The following is a 19,233-nucleotide window of genomic DNA, read 5'->3' on the forward strand; positions in this document are numbered from 1 at the left end:
CGGCGCCCCTCCCATGCTCCCTCCCGTCAGCCCGTCATGACGATGCGTACCTGCTGGCATGCTTTCGCCGTGGCCGCAGCCCTGCTTGCGACGCCGTCGTTCGCCGCCGATGATCCGGATACCATCATCTTCGCGATGATGTCGGGAAAGTGCCGCACCCTGAAAATCGCCGGACAGGATTTCACCTGCAGGGCCGTTGCGTTCTTCCAGACCGAGGAAGGCCGCGCGAATTTTACGGTGGCGCTCGACGATCCCGACGACGACAGCCACATCATCACCTTTTCCGGCGACAACGGCCGGCGTCCGGAAGCCAATCTGTACGAATTGCCGATCGACCGGATGATGCTGAAATCCAAGGACCGGCCGAAAGCCGATGGACTGCCGGTGCCGTTCATCGAAGCGTCGGCCGGCATGTGCAAGCAGGTCGGAAATTTCGTGACGATGCAGATGTCCACCATCTCCTGCACGGCGATGGACAAGAGCGGCAAGAAATACGAGCTGCAATACGAATCCGACGGCGAGCCGATGTCGGTGCGCCGCATCAAGCGGATGCGGGTCGGCAGCCCCGGGGTATCGCCATTCGATTAGGGTGTGCGGGCCGACGCGGCTCGCTCAACCCGGCGATTTGCCGGCGGTACCTCGCGAGGGTGACGGCGCAGCCGCGGGCTCCCGGTCTGGCAGGATCGTCGCCGCGATTTCAAACGCGACTGCCCATCTCGGCCTTTCTTCATCCTCGCCGGGTACGTTGATCTGCACCGCGACGCCGTCGCTGACGGCAAAGGATGCGGCCAGCGCGGCGGCTTCCAGCGCAGCACCCCTGGAATCGTAGACGCCGGCGATCTTGACGTTGTCGGCAAATACCGACCACCCCAGCGGCGCCTTCACGATTTCGAACACCGACCGCACCATCAGGAAACACACGAGCCTTCGGGGAACGGGATGATCGGCCAGGGCGGTCCGACATTGTCGTTGGTGGCCTCCGGCGGCCCGGCTGATATCAGCGATCTCGCCAGCGCGTCCTCTACCGGCACCAGCACGATCGCCGTCCGCACCGCTTCCATCACCTGGTCGAACTCAGTTTCACTCATCGCGCGCTCCATCGGCTCCAGCGGGCATTGATCTCCGCAAGGATGATTTGTGGGAACCGCGTCCGGGGACGGATCGCACGCAAGTTTGGTGTTTCGTGGCCCGCGTCCGGTCGCTTCGATGGCAAATTGCGGCGTAATCGCGTTTTCGAACGAGGCGGGCGCCGAAATCGGCCGGATCGCTCGATGCGTGATAGACTCGGCGGCGAATCAGGAGGTTTTCATGTCTGCAGACAGTGACAGCACCATCGCGTGGCACCGGGCCCAGCTCAAAAAGCTACGCGAGACCCTGAAGCATATCGAGACCGCCAGGTTCACGGTTGGCGAGCCCGCCCAATCGAGGAAGACCGGCAAGACCCAAAAGACCATCGCCGATCTGCAGCGAAAGATCAGCCAGTCGCTGCAAATCATCGCGGCCTACGAACGGCAGACCAGGCGTCCGCTTGCGACCGACCAGCAGAGCCTCGCCAGCGTCAGCTGGAGCAGCTGGAATGCGCAGACCGTGCCCACGCGAAGCAATAATTCACGATAAGGTTTCGGACGCCTCAGCTAGGTCTCCAGCTGCTGGATCGTCATGTTGGCGTAGCGGATGCGCACGCTCAGCTCCCGGCCCAAAGCCGTCAACAGCTTGATCGCGAGATCCGGCTGCTGCTGGCACAGCACCGCAAAGGAAGCGGCGCTCAGGCCGAACGCCTTGAGATCCTCGTCGGCGGTGATGGTGGCCGAGCGCGGTCCGCGATCGAGCAGCGCGAGTTCGCCGAACACCGCACCTGGCGCGAACGTCGCCAGCCGGATGTCGCCATCGTCGTGCAGGATGTGAACGCTGGCACGGCCCTGGGTGACGAGATAGAGCGCCGAGCCGGGATCGCCGCTGCGAAACACCACCTCTCCGGCCGACCACGCCACCGGATCGAGCCAGGCGCGCAACCGCTCGATCTGGTCGGCGGTGAAATCGCTGACCAGCGGCAGCCGGTCGAGCGGCCATTCCGATGACGGCACGGTTGCGGTCTGCCGCAGCAGATCGTCTTCGGCCCATTCGATCGCGCGGTCGATATCCGGAAATAAGCGGGCGGGCGCGTGGAAGGTGTCGGCGAGACGGGCGGCCGTCTCGGTGCGCGCGGACAGCACCAGCGCGAGCTTGATGCCGCGCGCGGCAAGCGCCGCGTCGATATCGCCGAGGATGCGGGCGCCGGTCGAGTCGATCTCGGTGATACGCCGCATTTCCAGCAGCAGGGTTGTGGTGCCCTGTGCGGTCTCGCGGTCGACGATCTGCGCCAGCCGCTCGGCGCTGCCGAAGAACAGCGCGCCCTGCAGCTCGACCACCAGCACCGAGGCGCCCTGCGCGTGCAGCACCGCAAGCTCGGCCGGATCGCGGTAGCGCCGCGAACGGACATTGTCGCAGCGATAGAGCTTTCGAATATTCGAGCGGCTCATGCGCACCACGAACAGAAATACCGCGAGCACGATGCCGATGAACACCGCCAGCACGACATTGACGGCGATCGACAGCAGCGAGACGAACAGGCAAACGCCGAGATCGAGCGCAATGGCGCCGCGCTGCGGCGTTCCCGGAGTGATCAGGCGCTGCGCCAGTTGCCGGGTCCAGGGCTCGATATGCTGGATCGCGATCACCATCACCGCCGCCGACAGCACCGCCCGCGGGATGTAAGCGAGCAGCGGAAACAGCAACGTCGCCGCCGCCAGTACCGCCACAGCATTGACGAGGACGGAAAGCGGGCTTTGCGCCCCGAAGGCGCGGTTGGCAAGGCTGGGCCCGATATTGATGCCGCTGGTGATGCCGCCGAAGGCCGCCGAAATCGCATTGGCGATGCCGAGACGAACCAGCAGGCGGTCGTCGCCGGCGCGCAGTTCGCCGGGCCGGCTGGCGAGTTTGGCGCAGAGCAGCGCGTCGATCGAGGCAATGATCGCCAGCGCCAGCGCGCTCGAGACGATCAGCGACCACGACTTTTCCAGCGGATCGGCCATCGTCAGGCCGGAAAAGTCGACCAGCACGGTACGCATCCCGGCACTCGCCGTCGGTGAACCGATGATCGGCCCCAAGGCGCCGCCGAGCCCGACGATAGCAAGCGCGTAGTAGGCCAGCATGCCGCAGCCGAGGCCAACCAGCATCGGTGGGATTTTGGTCGTGATCTTGCGCGCGTTCCACATCGTCGCAAAGGTCAGGACCGCGACCACGAGGCTGAGCGGCCGCGCCTCGTCGAGCGCGCCGAACACGCGCGTGAAGCGCACATTATGGTCGAAGCCGAGCACATTGCCGAGCTGCACCAGAAACAGCAGCACCGCGGCCATGTTCTGAAAACCGGCCATGACCGGATGCGGCGCGAACTTGATCAGCGAGCCGAGCCGCATCACGCCGAACAGGCCCTGGAACACGCCGCCGAGCAGGATGATGGCAAAGAACACCAAGAGCGTGGCCGGCACGCTCGGCTCGCCGCCTCCCGCGGTGTCGCGATGCAGCAGGGAAAAGAGCAGCAGGCCAAGGAAGAAGGTGGTGGTGATGCGCGGCGCGTAAAGGCGCGTAGAGCGATCGCCGAGCACGACGCACACCACGCCGGCGATAAACGCCGACATCAGCCCCGCCATCGCGCCATAGGCGAAATATTCATCGCCCAGCGTGACAAAGGCGAACATGCCGAACGCCATCGCGAGTGGAATGGCGACCGTCGAAGACACGAGGCCGGCAATGACGTCACCCCGCACCGTGGCGACGTTGAATGTCGCAGCGAGCGACGCCTCGGGTTTTGCTTCCATCCCGGTTACTTACGCGGGAGACAAGGGGGATGGCTAGTGGGAAAACACGCGGAGCGCGTGATCCGACCTTAATTCCTTGCCGTCTCGCTCTTCGCCTTTGCCTTGCAGGAAATCAAAAGGGTAAACGCCCTTGCATTGCGGGCAATGTCTGTCGTCTTCAACTCGGTCTTGCCGTCGGCAATCTGGTAGGGCACCACGCTGTTATCGAGAAAATCCCGCAACGCGCCCGTTTTGATGGCGAAGTTGATATTCTCGGGAATGCTGCCCGTTGCCCTGACGACCTTCAGCGCATTCAATTTTGCGGCAACCACGCCGACCACGTCGCCGCTGGCCGCCAGAAGCGGTCCGCCGCTATTGCCGGGCTGAACGGCAGCGCTGATCTGCAGGAATCGCGTGTCGTTCAACAGGCCACTGAGCGAGCTGACGATTCCCGTCGTGACCGTGAAATCGGAGGTGAGCAGTCCGTGGAACGGAAAGCCGATCGCAATGACGCTATCGCCGGACTGCACCGCCTTGTCCTTGATCTTGGCGACCTCCTTGAACGTGCCGGGGGCCTGAAGCAGCGCAAGGTCATTGGTCTCGTCGGTGGAAACGACACGCAGCGTGGCGGGCGCCTCACCGGTCAGGTTGCCCTGAATATCTCCTACGCAGCCGTCGACGACATGCTGGTTGGTTACGACGTGCCCGTTCGTGCTGACGAGGAAACCGGTGCCGGTCTGGTCAAACACTTTGTCGGGCTTGGCTGGCTGAGAGCCCGGCGGCGCCGTCGTGGCGGCAACCACCGGCTTGGCGACGGGGACGGCGAAGTCGCCGGCACTGGCGATGCCGCCCCGCCTGGTCTTCTCGACGCAGTTCAACACTGCCGGTAGCAACTGCGCGGTCTGATCGAGATTGAACTGGAAAAGCTGCCCCTGCGTATAGGCCGTCATAGCCCTCGCTTTTCGAAACTGGGTGATCAGCGACGAAGTGATCGGCATGGGAACGCGGACCAGCTTTTCGGCAATCGGCACGCCGTGAACATTGAAAGGCTGCTGGCCGTCGAAGGTAAGGGTGAGCGGAAAAGCCTCTCCGGTCTTCAGCGACCATTTGTCGTGAGCAAATGCGAGGCTCCATCCCCCACCTTTGTCGATCATCACCATGAAGTAGATGCCGCTGGCGTATTGGCTGCCGGCCGAGCAGTGCGTAAACGCGCCGGCCTGGTCGGTGTAAGCCCCGCCCTTCCAGTTTCCGATACTGATCGAACCGTAAGGCCCGCCCGCCTCGGCGTTCGAACCAGCAAACATCGCAGCCCACAGCGCTACGACGGCAACAACGCGGAAATTCATGGCAAGCCCCCAGCAAGATCAGGGCGAGCATATTTTGGCTTACAACCGGAGTCCAAGGCTTCTTTGAATTATGGGGCCGAACCTTCTCCCCTTCGCCGAGTTCAGTTGCGTTTCGCCCCGGCCCGTGGCGGTACCTCGTCGATACCGGGATTTATGGCCACCGACACGCCGGCGGCGCCGCCGGCTTCATAGGCCATCATCGACACCATCCGGCTATTGCTGCGCAGTGTCCGCAGCTTCATGTTGAGCTTGTCGAATTCGGCATCGACCACCGAGGTCTTGAGGACAACCAGCCCGCGGCCCGTGCTGTGGTTGACATCATCGCGACTGGCCTTCATCGCCATCAGCTTGTCCGCAATCGAAGCCACCATCCCCAGCGCGAACGAGGCGTTGGCCAGATGCCGCTCCTGGTGGCGCAACTGGCCGTAATCGGCCGAGGTCTTGAAGCGACCGAGCTCGGCGCGCACCGCGGCGTCGATCAGCTCGGTCAGATAATGCGCGACCTCGATATCCGGGCGCAGACCAAAGAAGACATAGCTGCTCGCGCCAGCCGCATCCTTCTCGCGCCAGACCCGGCAATCACAGAAATGAGCGATCGCGCCGATGCAGTCGTCGAGAGGAATTCGCTTCTTGCGATGGGTCTCATAGACGCGACGCTCGCATGGCGTCGCGCGCAGCTCGAGGTCGGTCAGTGACAGGTCGTAGCGATCGAGCAACTCCGCGACCTTGGCGGCCGCCGACAGCGCCTCATCCTCGGTGCAACCATTGTCGATGGTCTTGGCGCGCAAGGCCTGAATGCGGACCTTTAGCTTGTCGAGCCCGGCGGTGTCGAATTGCTGGTCCACGGATCATCTCTCCGAGAAAGTCCGACTAAGAAACACCGGGCGAAGGTGGCTGGCGGAGGGAGTGTCGGTCAATCCTCATTGGAAGATCAAGGATTTTCGACCCTCCTAGACCAAACCCACGATTTGGGCAACAGCCTGAGAAGGCCTATGCGCGTTCAGGCCGGGCGCCGTCGTGCCTGGTCGCCGCGGCTCCCACCAAAAATATCGAAAACAACCCCATGCAAAGTAGCCGGCGCCCGCCGCAGGTTTGAGCCGAATACTTGACACGTCGGGCAAATCAGCCGCACAATTTCATCATCGCAAAATCCGCTAAACGACCACGGGCACGCAACGGATGCTATCCGGTGTACGGTCAGGCACCTCTTCACCTGTGATCCGACGGCTGCATCGTGATAGCTTCAATGCATTGAAGCTATCACGTTCCGCGTGAGTACGTCGTTGAGGAAGAGCCGCCAACGTGAACCGGAGGTGGCTACCGAGTGAACCGCGCACGCAGGCGAATGGCTTGCCGTAGCCGTTACTCGCAATTGTTTCGTTCACTGTCCCCGTAGCTCCGTTCGGATTCGTCTATCAGTTGTTATGGAAGAAATCGGCCAATGGCCGGCACAACCGCTGGCGGTCGGGCCTGCCATTGTTCGCCAGCGGCCAAAATTCTTAAGATTTCATTTAGTCCTAGGCATGATCATCGATGACCGCAGAGGGTCGCGATCATGCAGGTCCAGTCATCAAACAGTTTTGAACATATCGGTTCGCTTGAAGACGAGACGAGCGGTCAACCGCCGTCACCCCCCGCGGACGCGGATTTGTCGGACTACCTCAGTCCAATTCGGGAAGACACGTTGCAACTCCTGAGGCCCAACGCCGGCCCGGTATATGTTCTTTGCTTTGCGGTTGCGGGCGCGCTTGCGCTGGGGTTTGGGCTGGGATGGGCGAGCGGCTCGACCTGGTACGGCACTCCAACCGCCATCGCCTCTATAGCACCACCAAATACGGCTCCCCCTCGAACCGAAATGAAGTCGGCTCCCAAGCCTGAAAGCGCTCGAAAACAGGCGGCGCTTGGTACGGGGTCCAATGGTTCGCCCAAGGCTCCGAATTTATCGATGGGCTCCGTGCTCCGCTCTGACGCACAGACTTCCAGAACGGCTGCGACGTCTCTCCCACTAGATCTGCCCACCGGCTCGATTGCCCCCCGCGAGCCACTTTACCCGGCACCGGAGACCCGCCCGGCTACGATTGCGGGTTGGACAGTTCGCGACGTTCGAGGTGGAACAGCCATCCTCGAGGGACCGGATGGAATCCGGTCAGCAATGGTTGGTGACACCGTGCCAGGTGTTGGCCAAATTGAATCGATCGTGCGCTGGGGCAACCGCTGGATCGTCGCCACAGCCAATGGGCTGATCGCCACACCCTAGCCATACAAGCCGAACCGCAAATGCTATTCCATTAACCTTGCTCAAAAGCCTTACGCGAGTGCATGCGATTTCTACCCCCATCGCCGCGAAGCTGCCTCACTGGATTGGAGAATTCATCAACTGGCGCTAGTCCTACGCGGGAGGACATCATGTTGAGAATGGTTTTGTTGGGCATGCTGATCCCGTTGAGTGTAGGAGTCTTGGCGGCAATGGAACTCAGAACCCCGCCGCGCCGTGGAGCGGCGGCCAGTCAGCCCGGTGTCGAGACAGTCGCCATTTCAGATTCACTTGGGGCGCTGGCGAAGACTGATCGACTTAAAGTTACCTATGCGAGCACCGACACAACGGCACCGCCTCCTCAAGTCGATGACCACATTGCTACATCGCAGACCGCGACTAGCAATGCTCCGGAGACTTTGAGGCCAATCAACCGCCATCCGCCTGTTCCAAAATTGACGAAGGTCCCTGCCGCTGCCCTACCCAAGTCGAGGCGAAGAACCGCCAACATCGGGCGAGCTGCCATCGCCGAACGTCAAAAGGTTGGCACCGACACCATGCCTTGCCGGCTGAGCGAGTTTGGTGGTCTGCGTAAGGCCCTGGACTTGGCCGGCTGCGAGATTTGATTCGGCGAGCCGCGACGACAATGTCTCTTCTCTTTCGCTGGACCGGCCTGGTTGATCCGGTTCCTGCCACAGGCGGACATTTGGCAGCCGAACTACCTTGCGAAGGCCAACGAAAAACCGGACATCAGCCACGCAAGCGATCCCATCCCAGCAGGCATAGCCTCATTCCAATCTCCAACTTTGACACATTTAGCAGCGAAGCTTTCTGTCGAATCATCGGACGATGGTGCGATAAGATGCCCCAAAATGAGCCCAATACATCCACTCCTGAACTGGTCAAGGATGAAAAACCGGTCGACGATTTCTTTGCGTCCAAGCTCGCTGACCGAATCCGAATAGACAATTGGCGCAGGAGACTGACTTACATTCGGCAAGAAGTTCTCGAAATCGCCGAGCAAGGCTCGCAACAAGGTTTTGTAGGCTTGAAACGGGAAACCGTGAAGCTCGCTAAATCAATTGAGCGATTAGAGGCCTTACTGGGCCTAAAAACGATTCAATAAGGCGCTCATCGCACTTATCCTGTTGTAGCGCCGACGAACCAGATTGGTGGAGCTTCATTCGGACGGCACGAACTCCCATTGCGCCGCAAGGTCTCGGATCTGCTCGAACTTGAGGATCGTCGGCTCGCTTTCCCGAACGATTGTTGCTTGCTTTCGTTCTTCGGGTGGCAAAATCATCGTCCTCACCACCGCTGATCGCAGCTTCATAGTGCCGTGATTGCTAAGGGTTACGAACTCTTCCGGGTCTATTATCATCGGTAGATACCCAAGCTACGGTTGGCTAGCCAACGCAGAAGCCCCCGAGTGACGAATTTCAAGTGTAAGCCCGACGAGCTAAGGTCTATTTACCTGCTACTCCCGGAACGTCTGCTATTCACGTAAGCTATTTGTCTGGCTTTTCTGCAACGTTGTATCCCCACATGAACAGGGCGGCCTCTATTTCTCGCGGACTCGCTTGGCATTCTTTTGCAACTTGCCAGATCAATTGCGATGCCCATCTCACCATCAAGGCATGGCAGCGATCTCTGGCTTGGCCAAACAAAACCGGAAAATGAATGCGCTTCGTCTCGGGAGAGCGCTTGGTCTCTCGATCTCGGGCGAACAGCAATTGATCGGCGAGATCATACTGGTGAATTTCCCGTTCTTCCGCAAATCTGGCAACGAAGAAGCCCAGCGCACCACCGATCCGGCCGTCGTAAATCACGAGCTTCTGCTCCGGGTCAGCCAAGCTCACGATCTTTGTCATCGTCGAATTCATGATCAAGTCTACGCCATCAAACGAATCCAGCGGCGCCCATTCATCCTTGATCAGATTGACTGCGCTGGAAAGTTTGTAGGAAATCTCATCCGCGTTACGCTCGATCCACTCAAATGTCCGCTTCTGTCGATGCTTATTGTCGACCCCACCCCAGTGCATTATCGCACGCGAAATGTAGCAGACATCGCTGCTGGAATTTCGGTAAATAGCGGATTGTAGATCAGCAGCAAGACGATCTAACTCGGCCTTGTTCTCAGAAAAGCCTTTCCCGCTCCGGGCATACTTCGATGCCGCATCGGCCAAGCCGACTGCCATCCATTTGCCATCAACAGCTCGGGACCATGCCGACGATTTTCCTCTGGAAGGAATGGCATAGGAATGAGGGCGATTCCCTACCCATTCACGTGCGAGGAACTGGCAAAAGTCGCGAATTTGCTTCTGGTTATGCGATGACGCGTGCGCCCCCGAGGCTACGGCGTCATGCGCCCGCCAAACCGGACCATTTCGCGGCCGACGCGGACCCACAAATCGAAGCGGTTCTGCCATGATCCGCATTACCTTGCGGGACCGACGTTGCTACGGATCAGTTCTGACAGCTGGGCCAAGAGCTTTCGGAGCCGGGCATTCTCCTCAGGCAGCGAATAGACTTCATCGGCATGTTTGTCACCACAAGGTGCCGGCCCATCCCCCTGAAGGGCATTATCCAGCAGCGAGAAAGCATCGTCGACAGGTTTGCTGGTCCAAAGGGAGGGGTCAACGCGGCGGCTTTGCCTGTGCGGCGAATGAGCTAATTCCATACCGACACTCCAATTCAAATGATTGAGCTTTCCCCCAGTCGCCTGTTCGCGCAGATCAAGTGATTTGAGTCGGCCGGCAAATCTTGGACGAAAATTGGAAACGCGTCGCGACAACGCCGGCTACAAAGCGGCGGCATTGCGGCACGGAGGGCATTGGTAATCTCTTGCTGCTTTCGCCCATCTCAACTTCGACCGCTTGGGCTGCATGACATCGAATACGCTAAGCTTGAGCGCGGCTGACCGAACCGACCAGAAAAGGGAAGCCTTAACCAGGATGAACCTCCCGAAGGCTTTGTGTACTCCCGGGAATGTCGGTGACCGAATTCTGAAAATAGACGTTATGGAAGAAGTCGGCCACTGACCCGCCGCACTCCCGCATCAAACGCCGGAATGCGTGGCTGACCACGCAGGGATCGAACCACAACATTCCCACCTGAAAAAAGACCTTTGAAATATCTAAAGAATTTCCGCCAATTTGGCGCCAAATTCGACCTGGAGACTTTTGCAGTTCGAAGTTGCGACAGCTGCCGATCTGATTACCCCCGTTCGGGGTTAGGGACGGATTGCGGGCGATTGCCGGCCACCCAAGTCGTAAGGACCTCGAGGTTTGGTGTTAATGCGACGATGTCTCCTTGAGCCCCAGCAACTAGCGTACCGCGATGTCTTTCGATTCCCAAAAACCGTGCCGGCACAAGCGATGCAGCGCGAAGCGCCTCGTCGAGGAACATTCCCCCGAATGTTGCGGCATTTTTGACAGCCGATGCCAGGTTTAGGTGGGCGCCGGCGAGCGTGCCGTTTTCGCAGACTAATCGTCCGTCCCGCAGTTGAATCTGCCTTCCCATGAGTTCGAAATGATCTTGCTCAGTGCCGACAGTGGGCATTGCGTCACTTACAAGCGCAATATTATTGGGATTTTTTGCAGAGAAGGCGGCGCGTACGACAACAGGATCGACATGGATGCCGTCGACAATAATGCCCGCTGTGAGACGGTCGTCTGTAAGGGCCACGCCAACGATGCCGGGTTCTCGGGCGCTCATGGCGGGCATTGCATTGAAGAGGTGTGTAACACCACTAAGCCCCTCGTCAACGGCAGCTGTCAGGGTGTCGGCAGTTGCCTCGCTATGACCGACTGAACATCGAATCCCGCTTGTAGCAAGGGTCTTCACAAATCTCGCAGGTACGCATTCTGGCGCCAGGGTCACCATGGACGAGCCGACTGCCGATAGCTCCCCTAGCCAATCAAGGTCTTCCATTGTCGCAGTCGCGATGTAATCGCCGGGATGAATCCCGGGACGTCGAGGACTGATAAAAGGACCTTCGAGATGAAGACCCAGGATTCCGTCACCACCTGCGACGGATTTTGCTGCAGCAATTGCAACGATGGCCTTCGCGCGGGTATCGCTTATCAACGTAGGCAAGCAGCTTGTGGTGCCGTACCGGCGATGCGCTTGGGCGATGGCACGCATCGCGTCCGGCGTTGGCTGATCATTGAGGAGAATGCCACCGCCGCCATTGACTTGCAGGTCGATGAACCCAGGCGCGAGTATCGTTCCGGGCGGCATAACTTCGGTTGACCAGCGACTCGCACTCTCATCACGGGACGTGATAGACTGAACGATCCCACCTGCGATCAAAATGAGCGCATGATTGTGCCATCGGTATCCATCGAAAATGCGGTCCGCCGAAATTGCAAACGGGGGTGGTTCGGCTTGCTCTGAACCCATCGCCTCACTTCCTCACTGGCGATCCTTGGTCGGGATGTGTTGCCCGCCTCGGTGCGCAGGAGCCATGGTAGCGGAACTCAACGAGCCAGCAAACGTTCCTGAGAGGGCAGCCGGAGCTTTTGCGCGTCAGCGCCACACAATTCACGAGTAATTGGATGAGCACCCCCGTTTCACCCAACTCTACTCAGCTCTATATCGGTATCGATGGAGGTGGAACCAGTTGCCGTGCCCGCATCGAAGACGCGGAGGGTAACGTATTAGGTCAAGGCACCGCTGGTCCCGCTACAACGCGGATTGGCGTCGATAGTTCTATGCAGGCGGTGCGCACGGCGAGTGAGGCGGCAGTAATGGATGCCAGTCTTATGCCGAGTGCCCTTGGTCATTTGATAGCAGGAGTGGGATTGGCCGGAATTGACCGTAAGGGAGCCCGTGAAGCGCTTATGAGCGTCACCCATCCGTTCCAAGACGTGGTCTTCGCAAGTGACGCGAACATTGCTTGCTTAGGGGCACATCGTGGTCGCGATGGTGGTATTGTCGTTCTGGGTACCGGCAGTATTGGTTTCGCTAGCGTAAAAGGCCGCGAGCTCCGTATCGGAGGATACGGATTCCCAATCTCTGATGAGGGAAGTGGTGCCGATCTCGGACTTCAGGCCGTGCGGCTCGCGCTTCGCGCACATGACGGCAGGATAAGTCCGAGCCCTTTTTGCTAGAAGTGATCGAAAAGCTTGGGTCTGATCCGGTTGCGTTGGTCGCATGGGCCGAACAGGCGACAGCCAAAGACTATGCGAGCTTGGCTCCGGTTGCGTTGACCTACGCAGAGGCACGTGACCCGTTTGCGGAGGAGATCGTAGCCGAAGGCGCCCGGCAGGCTGGCGTGCTCATTCGTTCCTTGGTGGAATTCGGTGCGCCCCACATCTCTCTGCTTGGGGGTCTGGCATCGCGCATGGTTCAGTGGCTTTCACCTGAGGTCGCGCACTTTCTGTCCCCGCCCGAGGCTGATGCAGTAGCTGGGGCCCTGCTTTTGGCCCGGCGCAAAGGATCCGTCCCAATCGATTCCAGCGGGCAGAGGAAAGGTGCGCAGATATGCTGACAGAGCACATAAATCCGCGCTTCGTCGACCTCGATTCGTGGTCCACCAGCGATATGATCGAAGCTATGTATGACGGGCAACTCACCGCTTGCGCAGCCGTAAGACCGGCCTTGCCGGCAATAAATGCCGCCGTGGATGACGCGGTACCGGCCCTGAAATGTGGTGGTCGCCTGGTTTATGTAGGGGCTGGCACTTCTGGCCGTATTGCTATTCAGGACGGCGCAGAGCTTGGTCCAACGTACGATTGGCCAAGCGACCGTATCGTTTTCGTAATGGCTGGAGGGCTGCAAGCGGTACTGGAGAGCGTTGAGGGCGCCGAAGACGACGAAACAAAAGGGGCTGAAGCAATCGCCAATGCTGAGCTTAATGAAAATGACGTTGTCATAGCTGTCGCTGCGAGCGGCACCACACCGTTCACTATCGGCGCGCTACGTTCCGCAAGAGCGAGGGGAGCCCTCTGTATTGCTGTGGCGAACAACCGAGGAGCGCGCCTTTTCGAACCAGCCCACCATCGTATCTTGATAGAGACCGGCACTGAGGTGCTTGCTGGCTCAACGCGGATGCAAGCGGGAACGGCACAAAAGATTGTCCTTAATCTGTTCTCTACCGCCGTAATGGTCAAGCTCGGCCGGGTTTACCGGGGTTTGATGGTCAGTATGCGCGCCAGCAATGCAAAGCTTCTTCGGCGCGCAGAGGTCATTGTTCGCCAGATTGTGGGATGCGCCGAGAATGATGCTGCCAAGTTCGTTGAACACGCGGAGGGCGACGTTAAAGTCGCAGTACTACTCGGTCTTGGATGGGAGCAGGCCGACGCCCGTGAAGCATTGCTCAAACACGAGGGTAATCTGAGAGCGGCCATTGACGAGCTAGCCCATGATCGACGATGACCGCTCCCAAACGGCCATGGCTCGAGAGATCCGTGAGATCCCGACGACGGCTGAGCGACTTCTGGCAGAACAGGCCTCAATCATAACAGTCGCAAATCGCATCAGACAGGCCGATCCGCGCGTCGTTGTGATTTCAGGCCGCGGGAGCTCCGGGAATGCTGGAACACTCCTTCGCTACCTGTTTGAAGCGCGGGCAGGTTTACTCGTTTCCACCTCAGCTCCGTCGGTTATGACAACCTACGAACAATCGATTGACATGCGGAACGCCGTTTTCATCGTCATATCACAATCCGGTCGAAGCCCGGATCTCGTGATGGGGGCCCAATCGGCAAGAAAAAATGGAGCGCTGACAATTGCAATTGTGAACGATTTGACCTCCCCCGTTGCCTTGGCCTGCGAATTGACGCTGCCGATTGGCGCCGGCCTGGAGCGTTCAGTCGCAGCCACAAAATCGGTTGTCCTTTCAATGATGATAGGTGCGCAACTCGTTGCATCGCTTACCTCCAATGATGATTTGATGGAAAAGATCAGGCAGCTCCCACAAAGATTTAGTGACGCACTTACCTGCGATTGGTCGGCATGGAGCAGCAGCCTAGCGGCAGCACGTGCTGGGTTTGTAATTGGGCGCGGGTTTGGATTAGGATCGGCGCGCGAGATCGGGCTTAAGGTCGCCGAAACCATGCGGCTACCAACGTTAAGCTATAGCGCAGCAGAGGTGAGGCATGGTCCCCTCTCCTGTGCTACCGTTGAGACGCCATTTCTCGTCCTAAGGCAGAACGACGGATCGTCTGCGATGGTGGATACCTTAATCGCCGATCTTCGCGCCAGGAACCTGAATGTCTTTTCCGTAGGGGATTCAGGCGGCACACTCCCTTGGATAGGAAACGACGATCCGATTTGCGATGCAATTACGATGTTGCTGCCAGCCTATGCCGCCGTAGAGCAGGCCGCACGAGATCGCGGTTTCGATCCAGACAATCCGCCAAATCTCACCAAAATTACAGAAACAATGTAATCGATGGCCATCGCGGCGACGCTAGATCAGGGAATGCAAAGCCTTGACCGCGGCTTCGCGAGTCTCGACAGGAACAAATAGGTTTACCGAATGCGGTGACAAAACATATTTGTCGGCGATAATTCCGTGATGTTGCAGAATCTGAATTGCCTTAAAGGGCAGGTCTGAAGAAACACCGCCGAAGCAAGTCAAGCTCACAGAACTTAAAGTCTCGCGCTGTTTGCGTAAGTCTTTGGTCCTTTCCACCGTTCGCAGCAGAGTGTCGAGCGACTCCGCGTCGCAAGTCATCATAATGCGCGTTTTTCCGGCAGTGAAAGCTGAAGCGAGAAGTTGCGGCCAAGGTAAGCCGTTCTCTTTGAGATGCCGCGCGAACTTCTCAAAACCTTGATTGAGATCTGACGAATCGATCTCAACATGCTCAACGCGAGCCATTGAGTTGACGGCCAAAACCTTTCCGCTTTCCATTCCTGCAACCCCTTTCATGACTTGCGTGCTGTGTTCTTCGCCGCCGCCCCATTTTTTTAGAACCAAGGGCACATTTTGGCTTTGTGCCAGCTCCACGCTGCGAAAATGCAAAACCTTCGCACCCCAAAAACACATTTCGGATAACGATGCAAAATCCAATTGGCGTATGGACTTTGCATTCGCCACGATGTGCGGATCGGCCGAGCAAACTCCGTCGACCTCTTTGATAATTTCACAGCAGTTAGCTTTTAACACCGCGGCTATGGCGACCGCAGTAGTGTCGCTGCCGCCCCGACCCAGTGTGGTGATTTCTTTGGTCACCGGATTCACGCCCTGAAAGCCCGCTAAAACCACGATGCGTCCGCGATCGAGTTCTTCGCGCACGCGAACGGGCCGCACATCTAAGATGCGCGCGGAGGAATGGGATTCGTCGGTCATCACTCCGGCTTGGCTGCCGGTAAAACTAATCGCCGGCACGCCTAGATCAGACAGCGCCATGCTCATTAAAGACATGCTGATGCGCTCACCCGCGGTTAGTAACATATCGAGTTCACGGCGATTTGGATGCGAGCTCACTTGATACGCGGTCTTAACAAGTTCGTCGGTGGTCTTACCCATCGCTGAAACGATCGCCACAACACGATGGCCACGGCTATGCAAATCGGCGAGACTGCTTGCGACCGCGCGAATTTTTGTCGGCGTTTCAAGACAGGCGCCGCCGTACTTTTGCACGATGATCGGATTGATGCGCATTTTACCTACCGGAGAATGCCCTGAAGGCGGACCTACATACCAGCGCGAACGAACTATCAGGTGGCTCTAAGCCCTTTCGGAATGCGAATGCGATAGTTGTGAACGCCCCTTCCCCATCCGCCGCGGCGCCGCGGCAAGGTGTGGGGCAAGGAGCCTTGACGCGCCAAGCTTTCGGCATTCAACAATTGCAAAGATTCCAGGCTTCGTTAGGGCCTCCCGTTGACGAAGTTGACTGCATCCTACACCGCTCATTGCGTCGTGATTGTCCAGTTCTGCCCGAGAATCGGCCGGCGCTGGAACTGCCACCTCTACCGCTCAGTGGGATCGAAATTTGTCTCCGCTGAAAGTCTCCCCAAAACGGGAGTTTTTGCGGTTTTGGCTGGAGACTTTCGGGAGGTTCTCGCTAGAGTTGCCGTTTTTCGGAGACTGAGAGACTAACCGGAGACGCAAGAAAAGCCTAAAAATACGGGATTTTCGTCCAAAATATGCTCGCTATCTATAGTTGAGCGAGTGGTTGGCTGGGGCGGAAGGGAGCGAACCTTGATATGGTGCCTCGAAATCTGGTGCTCTTGCCTGTTCGAGAGGAGTTGCTGAACCTCATTGCATCAGAACTCACAAGCATCTCGAAACACTCGAATTTCGAGAGCCGTACCGAATCCGTAGAGTCCAGAGCTCTAGAGAGAAATGAGCCATTCGGAGAAGAAGGTGAGGATTCTTGCTGATTAGAGGTCCGGAACTCCCATCAAAAATTGCTGCCAATACTGCGGTAAATTACCAACATCCTACCGCGGAGAAGCGATGGCTCCGACGAAGCTGGCGGAGAGAGTGTCAGTCAATCCCCATTGAAAGATCAAGCATTTTCGACCTTCCTAGACCAAAACCCACCGTTTGAGCTACCGACGGAAATTGAAGGGCCGGGCCAGAACTGGATGAGCCACCATCAGATTCCGCGACTGGACGGCGATCAGGCTGAGCGGTGCGACGGCAATTTGCCTTTCGCAAGTCGCTTGGTGGCATCGCCAATGGAAATAGATCGCGCCGTCGCTCACGGCGCGCTCAGCAAACCTCCCAACTTTTCGTACTTCTCACCCTTGAACTGCATCAGTTGAAACTGCTTGATCGGAACGTAGTCATTCGGGCTCGTGTTCATCGTGATGCCTGGAATAAGCAATGGCGCGGCGAAGCCGTTCAGGCTAGTTGCCTGCCGAAGCACGTTCACCCGGGTCAAATCGTCTCCGCATCGACGGATGACATGCGTCGTGGTCGCCGCGATCGTGTAGCCGGCAGAATACAGAGCGTCATCGCGGTCGGCGTCTGGCACATAACGATCCAGGAAGCCCATATATTCTTTCATGTCCGGCTCGGCGGCCCAGAGCGGGTTGCCGGGATCCTGCCGCGCAGAAAGCGCCAGCACGCCTTGAGCGTTCTCGAAGCCCGCCGGGCTCAATGTGGCTCGCGCCGAGGAATTTCCAGTGCCGAGAAACACCTGGGGTTTCCAGTTGAGCGCAGCCATCTTCCGCAGTGCCTGGACGGCCATCTTGGGTATTGTGACGAGAAGGACAGCGTCCGCGTCTGCCGCCTTCATCTGGACGGTTTGAGAGTCGACGGTGGGGTCGGTTGCGTAGTAGGTCAGTTCGGAAATGATCTTGGAAGCTCGCGATCCCAAGCCTGCTTTGAACCCGGCCAAAGTCGCCTTGCCGGCATCGTCGTTCTGGTAGAGGACTGCGATCTTGGCACTCGGAAAGGTGCTCGCGATATACCGGCCGAGCACGCCGCCTTCCATTTCGTATGTCGTGCCACTCACCATGGTCCATGGATAGTTGGCGGGATCTGACAATTTGCTTGCCGCAGCAGCGAGGAACAGCTGGGGGACTTTGCGAGCATTCATGTATTTCTGAACGGCGATGTTGCCCGGCGTCCCCATTGCTCCCGCAATGAACAGGATCTCGTCGCTTTCCACAAGCCGCCGGGCAGCTTCCACGGATTTCGGGGGGCTGTAGGCGTCGTCGTAGTTGATGAAGACGATCTTGCGTCCGTTGATTCCGCCCTGTTCGTTGATCATTCCAAAGTAGGCCTTCATGGCGTACGCAAGCACGCCGAACGAAGAGACGGGTCCACTCAGCGGACCGAATTGTCCGATACGGATTTCGCTGTCGTTCGCGCCCGGGTCATATGAACCGGCCGCACGACTGGCTTGTCCAATCAGACCAGTCGCGACGCTGATCGCTGCGCCGCCGAGCAGCGTCCGCCGATCGAATTTCACTTTTCTTCCCATGGCCCGTTTACCTTCAGGAGAAGCCGCTCGTTGAGGCGGCTTCGTATTGTTCGGCGACTTCTGCCACTAGCTCCGCGGCCCCTGTGATCGAGCGCACGCCTGAAACGGCGTGACCCGCGCTCCAGACTTCGAGCCACCGCCGCGGTCCATCGGGTTTCGTGCCGCCAAATTTTTGCTTGGCGCGCGCCTCGGATACGGACTCGTCGAGGTTTGAGGGGTCGAGCCCGGCAGCCAAAATCGAGGGCCGCAGCATGTTGGCATCGAGGCCCGTAAAAGCCCTTGTCAGCATGACATCATCGAGTGTGCTGTCGACCAGCATCTGACGATAGGCATCACCCGCCATGCTCTCCCGCGCGGCAATGAAGCGCGTGCCCATGTAGGCGAGGTCGCAGCCGAGCACGCGCGCCGCCGCTAGCGAAACGCCGTCAGTGATGCCGCCCGCAAGGACGATGGGGCCATCGAACATGGCGCGAACCGCACGAACAAAGGCAAACGGATTAACCCAACCGGTTTGACCGCCAGCTCCCGCGGTCAGCAAAATCAAGCCGTCTACACCGGCTTCGATGGCCTTCTCGGCATGGCGCAGCGAGGCGATGTCGGCGAACACGAGACATCCGACGTCGTGCAGTGGCTCGATAGCTGCGGACGGCGATCCCACGCTGGTGATCACAATCTCCACCTTGTGGCGTACGAGACAGGCAAGATCGTCCTTGAACCTTGCTTGTCGGATGATGAGGTTCGGACAGTACGGCGCGGCCGCTCCAGCCAGATACGCGAGATCATGCTCGATGCGAGTTAGCCAATGATCGAGCTCCTCGACCGATTGCGCGTTGGCCGTGGGAAACGCGCCAATCGCTCCCGAGCGGCAAACCGTCGTCACGAGATCTACCCCGGAGACGCGCAACATG

General features: G+C 58.7%; 18 protein-coding genes. 7 read left to right on the plus strand and 11 right to left on the minus strand.

All coding sequences use genetic code 11. The features are described 5' to 3' along the window. The first annotated feature begins 36 nt into the window (after window positions 1–36). Window positions 37–588, plus strand: coding sequence for a hypothetical protein (locus BLR13_RS15930; protein ID WP_244525186.1), 552 nt, complete (start codon window positions 37–39; stop codon window positions 586–588). 24 nt (window positions 589–612) lie between these two features. Here the strand turns inward: BLR13_RS15930 and BLR13_RS15935 are convergent, their stop codons facing one another. Continuing rightward, window positions 613–921 (minus strand): hypothetical protein, encoded by a 309-nt coding sequence (locus tag BLR13_RS15935; protein WP_143039725.1) that lies wholly within the window; start codon window positions 919–921, stop codon window positions 613–615. After that, window positions 909–1,088: a hypothetical protein gene (locus tag BLR13_RS15940; protein WP_074831459.1), complete on the minus strand. Its 180-nt coding sequence runs from the start codon at window positions 1,086–1,088 to the stop codon at window positions 909–911. Before BLR13_RS15940 ends, BLR13_RS15935 begins: the two co-directional genes overlap by 13 nt. 220 nt (window positions 1,089–1,308) lie before the next feature. On the opposite strand from BLR13_RS15940, the gene BLR13_RS15945 reads away from it, so the two are divergent. Next, complete coding sequence (locus BLR13_RS15945; RefSeq protein WP_074831458.1) at window positions 1,309–1,617, plus strand: hypothetical protein; 309 nt, start codon at window positions 1,309–1,311, stop codon at window positions 1,615–1,617. 17 nt (window positions 1,618–1,634) lie between these two features. Here the strand turns inward: BLR13_RS15945 and BLR13_RS15950 are convergent, their stop codons facing one another. From BLR13_RS15950 to BLR13_RS15960, 3 genes are all read right to left on the minus strand, one after another. After that, on the minus strand, window positions 1,635–3,857 hold the full coding sequence (locus BLR13_RS15950; RefSeq protein WP_074822137.1) for an SLC26A/SulP transporter family protein: 2,223 nt from the start codon (window positions 3,855–3,857) through the stop codon (window positions 1,635–1,637). Between the two features lie 68 nt (window positions 3,858–3,925). Further along, window positions 3,926–4,996: a S1C family serine protease gene (locus BLR13_RS15955; protein WP_349517736.1), complete on the minus strand. Its 1,071-nt coding sequence runs from the start codon at window positions 4,994–4,996 to the stop codon at window positions 3,926–3,928. Window positions 4,997–5,283: 287 nt separating this feature from the next. Beyond that, on the minus strand, window positions 5,284–6,027 hold the full coding sequence (locus BLR13_RS15960; RefSeq protein ID WP_074822131.1) for a DUF2786 domain-containing protein: 744 nt from the start codon (window positions 6,025–6,027) through the stop codon (window positions 5,284–5,286). A gap of 1,561 nt (window positions 6,028–7,588) precedes the next feature. Here BLR13_RS15960 and BLR13_RS15965 point away from each other — a divergent pair. After that, on the plus strand, window positions 7,589–8,062 hold the full coding sequence (locus tag BLR13_RS15965; protein ID WP_074822129.1) for a hypothetical protein: 474 nt from the start codon (window positions 7,589–7,591) through the stop codon (window positions 8,060–8,062). 20 nt (window positions 8,063–8,082) lie between these two features. After that, window positions 8,083–8,562 (plus strand): hypothetical protein, encoded by a 480-nt coding sequence (locus BLR13_RS40190; protein ID WP_143039724.1) that lies wholly within the window; start codon window positions 8,083–8,085, stop codon window positions 8,560–8,562. A gap of 54 nt (window positions 8,563–8,616) precedes the next feature. Here BLR13_RS40190 and BLR13_RS42250 read toward each other — a convergent pair whose 3' ends face one another. From BLR13_RS42250 to nagA, 3 genes are all read right to left on the minus strand, one after another. Next, window positions 8,617–8,739 (minus strand): hypothetical protein, encoded by a 123-nt coding sequence (locus tag BLR13_RS42250; RefSeq protein WP_283806910.1) that lies wholly within the window; start codon window positions 8,737–8,739, stop codon window positions 8,617–8,619. A 205-nt stretch (window positions 8,740–8,944) separates the two neighbouring features. After that, window positions 8,945–9,865, minus strand: a complete 921-nt coding sequence (locus BLR13_RS15980; protein WP_143039723.1) for a hypothetical protein — start codon at window positions 9,863–9,865, stop codon at window positions 8,945–8,947. A 787-nt stretch (window positions 9,866–10,652) separates the two neighbouring features. After that, window positions 10,653–11,840, minus strand: a complete 1,188-nt coding sequence (nagA, locus tag BLR13_RS15985; RefSeq protein WP_074822113.1) for an N-acetylglucosamine-6-phosphate deacetylase — start codon at window positions 11,838–11,840, stop codon at window positions 10,653–10,655. A 155-nt stretch (window positions 11,841–11,995) separates the two neighbouring features. Here nagA and BLR13_RS42420 point away from each other — a divergent pair, with 155 nt between their 5' ends. The 3 genes from BLR13_RS42420 to BLR13_RS16000 all read left to right on the plus strand — a co-directional run bounded on the left by BLR13_RS42420 (window position 11,996) and on the right by BLR13_RS16000 (window position 14,832). Continuing rightward, window positions 11,996–12,550, plus strand: coding sequence for a BadF/BadG/BcrA/BcrD ATPase family protein (locus BLR13_RS42420; protein WP_349517733.1), 555 nt, complete (start codon window positions 11,996–11,998; stop codon window positions 12,548–12,550). 373 nt (window positions 12,551–12,923) lie between these two features. Beyond that, on the plus strand, window positions 12,924–13,817 hold the full coding sequence (locus BLR13_RS15995) for an N-acetylmuramic acid 6-phosphate etherase (RefSeq protein WP_074822110.1): 894 nt from the start codon (window positions 12,924–12,926) through the stop codon (window positions 13,815–13,817). Next, window positions 13,804–14,832: an SIS domain-containing protein gene (locus BLR13_RS16000; protein ID WP_074822108.1), complete on the plus strand. Its 1,029-nt coding sequence runs from the start codon at window positions 13,804–13,806 to the stop codon at window positions 14,830–14,832. The genes BLR13_RS15995 and BLR13_RS16000 overlap by 14 nt, the downstream gene beginning before the upstream one ends. Window positions 14,833–14,853: 21 nt before the next feature. Here BLR13_RS16000 and BLR13_RS16005 read toward each other — a convergent pair whose 3' ends face one another. The 3 genes from BLR13_RS16005 to BLR13_RS16015 all read right to left on the minus strand — a co-directional run bounded on the left by BLR13_RS16005 (window position 14,854) and on the right by BLR13_RS16015 (window position 19,232). Further along, complete coding sequence (locus BLR13_RS16005; RefSeq protein WP_079586283.1) at window positions 14,854–16,050, minus strand: aspartate kinase; 1,197 nt, start codon at window positions 16,048–16,050, stop codon at window positions 14,854–14,856. A 1,045-nt stretch (window positions 16,051–17,095) separates the two neighbouring features. Further along, window positions 17,096–18,325, minus strand: a complete 1,230-nt coding sequence (locus BLR13_RS16010) for an ABC transporter substrate-binding protein (protein WP_074822102.1) — start codon at window positions 18,323–18,325, stop codon at window positions 17,096–17,098. 13 nt (window positions 18,326–18,338) lie between these two features. Further along, window positions 18,339–19,232 (minus strand): NAD(P)H-dependent flavin oxidoreductase, encoded by an 894-nt coding sequence (locus BLR13_RS16015; RefSeq protein WP_079586281.1) that lies wholly within the window; start codon window positions 19,230–19,232, stop codon window positions 18,339–18,341. Between the last annotated feature and the right edge of the window lies 1 nt (window position 19,233).

The sequence above is a fragment of the Bradyrhizobium ottawaense genome, assembly GCF_900099825.1.
In the GTDB taxonomy this organism is placed as follows: domain Bacteria; phylum Pseudomonadota; class Alphaproteobacteria; order Rhizobiales; family Xanthobacteraceae; genus Bradyrhizobium; species Bradyrhizobium ottawaense_A.